Origin of the sequence: Cognatilysobacter lacus, assembly GCF_008274655.1 — a bacterium.
Classification (GTDB): domain Bacteria; phylum Pseudomonadota; class Gammaproteobacteria; order Xanthomonadales; family Xanthomonadaceae; genus Cognatilysobacter; species Cognatilysobacter lacus.
On sequence record NZ_VTRV01000229.1, the window covers coordinates 1 to 2,600 of the forward strand.

At 69.8% G+C, this 2,600-nt stretch carries 3 protein-coding genes and 1 pseudogene; 2 read left to right on the plus strand and 2 right to left on the minus strand.

Features of this window, described 5'->3' with window-relative positions; translation table 11 throughout:
- Both FW784_RS14500 and FW784_RS13510 read left to right on the plus strand, forming a co-directional pair.
- Window positions 1-212 (plus strand): annotated as a pseudogene (locus FW784_RS14500) (hypothetical protein); the annotation flags it as partial.
- 7 nt (window positions 213-219) lie between these two features.
- Window positions 220-1,341, plus strand: coding sequence for an AI-2E family transporter (locus FW784_RS13510; RefSeq protein ID WP_149353847.1), 1,122 nt, complete (start codon window positions 220-222; stop codon window positions 1,339-1,341).
- A gap of 1 nt (window position 1,342) precedes the next feature.
- Here the strand turns inward: FW784_RS13510 and FW784_RS13515 are convergent, their stop codons facing one another.
- Window positions 1,343-2,101 carry a M90 family metallopeptidase gene (locus tag FW784_RS13515; RefSeq protein ID WP_149353848.1) on the minus strand — a complete coding sequence of 253 codons (759 nt, stop codon included), beginning with the start codon at window positions 2,099-2,101 and terminating at the stop codon, window positions 1,343-1,345.
- A gap of 3 nt (window positions 2,102-2,104) precedes the next feature.
- On the minus strand, window positions 2,105-2,356 hold the full coding sequence (locus FW784_RS14875; protein WP_187770828.1) for a hypothetical protein: 252 nt from the start codon (window positions 2,354-2,356) through the stop codon (window positions 2,105-2,107).
- Window positions 2,357-2,600 lie beyond the last annotated feature (244 nt).

Below are 2,600 nucleotides of genomic sequence, written 5' to 3' on the forward strand. Positions count from 1 at the left end.
CCGGCTTCGTGGTCGGGCGGGTGGAGCCGGCCAAGGCCGTCGTCAAGGGCGGCTCGATCATGCAGATGATCACCGCGCTATCCGGGTTGGTCGCGAGCGCGACGGCGCAGCAGGCGGCCAGCCATGTCGACAGCGTCGCCAGCGATGTCGGCGACGTGGCGGACTCGGTGCAGGCGTCCGTCCCGGCCGTCGACCCGGTCGACGTCAGCTGAGATCCGGATGACCGCCACGACCCCGCAGCACACCGTCGTGCCACCGACGGGTTCCGACCTGCCGCCACCCGCCGAGCCGAGCACCTCGCCGCCGCGTCCGCGCGCGCCGGCCGCCGTGGTCGTGCTCGCCGTGCTGGCCGTGGGCTTCACGCTGTGGGCGGCGCAGGGACTGGTGCTGCCGGTGCTGCTGGCGATGTTCTTCGCACTGGTCGGCAACCCGATCATCCGCGTGCTCAAGCGCCTGTACGTGCCGCGTTTCCTGGGCGCGCTGCTGGTGATCACGCTGGGCTTCGCCGGCACCGTCGTGCTGGTCGAGCAACTGGTGCAGCCGGCCACCCAGTGGATCCACGACGCGCCCAGCGGCATCCGCTCGATCGCGCCCAAGCTGCGCGCGATGATCAAGCCGGTGCACGAGGCCAACCAGGCCGCGCAGCGACTTGCGAGCGCGGCGACGGCCGGCTCCGGCGACTCGCGCACCGTCGTGCGCACCGAAACGCGCGACCCGTATCACTGGCTGGCGTCGACGCCGAAGATCGTCAGTTCGATCCTGGCCGTCGTGTTGCTCACGTTCTTCTTCATGGTCTACGGCGAGAACCTGCAACGGCACGCGCTCGGGCTGCTGTCCTCGCGGCAGAAGCAGAGGATCACCGTCGACATCCTCGCGTCGATCGAGCGCGAGATCTCGCGCTACGTCCTTACCATCACCGTCATCAACTTCGTGGTCGGCGCGGTGATCGCCGGGCTGCTGGTCTGGTTCGGCGTGCCGCCGCAGGAAGCGCTGCTGTGGGGGACGATGGCGTTCCTGCTCAACTTCGCGCCCTACGTGGGGCCGCTGCTGGGAATCCTGACGTTGCTGATAATGGGTTTCCTGCGTTACCACGACTGGATGGCGTTCGCGCCGGCGGGCATCTACCTGCTGGTGCATACGCTCGAGGGCCAGCTGCTGACCCCGATCGTGCTCGGACGCAGCATGCGTCTGTCGCCGCTGGTGCTGATCCTTGCGCTGATGGTGTTCGGCTGGGTCTGGAGCATGGTCGGGCTGCTGCTCGCGGTGCCGCTGCTGGTATGCGTCAAGCTGGTTCTCTCGCGCATCGAGGGCATGGAAGGCTGGGCGCGCCTGCTGGAGTGACTCAGCCGAACGGCGGCGGCCCGTAGAAACGGACAAGGTGATCCGCCACTGCCGGGTATGCGCGACGCAACCGCTCCGGCGCGCTGAAGTGGTACTCGGTGGCCACCGCGAAGAACTCGTCGGGCGATTCGGCGGCGTAGTCGTCGATCGGCGTGCGCTTGCCGCGGTCGAGGCGCGCGTTGAGGCCATCGAACGCGGCCTGGAAATCGCGAACCCATTGCGCATGCCAGTCGCGGGGCAGCGGCGGCGTTCCGTCGAGGTCGCCGTCCAGCGCGTCGAGTTTGTGCGCCATCTCGTGCGCGGCCACGCAGAAGCCGTCGCGCGGCGCGGCGCAGTCTGTGAGCACGTCGGCCCATGACAGCACCAGCGGGCCGGCCTGCCACGACTCGCCGATCAGGTCGTCCTGGCCTTCGTGCAGCACGCCTGCCGCATCGACATGGCTGCGCTCGACGCGGAAGGCATCCGGATAGACGATCAGCTCCGACCAGCCTCGCAGGCCGCCGATGCCGAATTCGAGCACTGGCAGGCAGCACAGCGCGGAAAGCAGCGCGCGATCGCGGATGTCGAGTTCGAGCCCGGCCACCGGCGTGATCGCACGGTTGCGCAGGAACCACGCGGCAAGGCAGGAGAGGCGCTCGCGACGACCGGCATCGAGCGCGCGGGCCCATGGCGCACGCGCGAAGACATCGGCGGCGAGGGCGGGGTCGAGCGGGGTTTCGGGTCTATCGGGCCGCGCGAGGCGACGAAGCCAGCCGAGCAAGCGTCAGCGGAACATGCCGGGAAGGAAGCTGTGCCAGCGCATCAGCGAGCCGACGTCGCCGTGCACGCTCGGACGGACGTGGGATTCGCGCGCGGGTGCCGCGTCACGCGGGGCCGCCGGTTTGCGGGCCTCCGCCTTCTGCGCCGGGGCGCCGTCGGTACCGCCGCTGCTGTCGGGGCTGCTCAGCCGTACCTCGCGCGCAGCGACGTCCGCGCAGGCGAACATGATCAGCAGGCATAGGCAGATACGGCGCATGGCGCTCCCCGTCCGGGCTCGTCCCGGAACCGCACGAGGATATCCCGATTCCGCCGGACCCGAGGCGCCGGGCGTCGGCGCGGGCCGACCGGCGTTCAGCGCCACCATAATGGCGCGATGAGCCGATCGCCCGACGCCCGCCCGCTGTCCGCCATCGACGATCGCGCGCTGCTCGAGCAGGACGTCGAAGTGGTAGCCCTCGCGGAAGAACGAGGTGAGGTTGGTGGTCAGGCAATTGACGAAC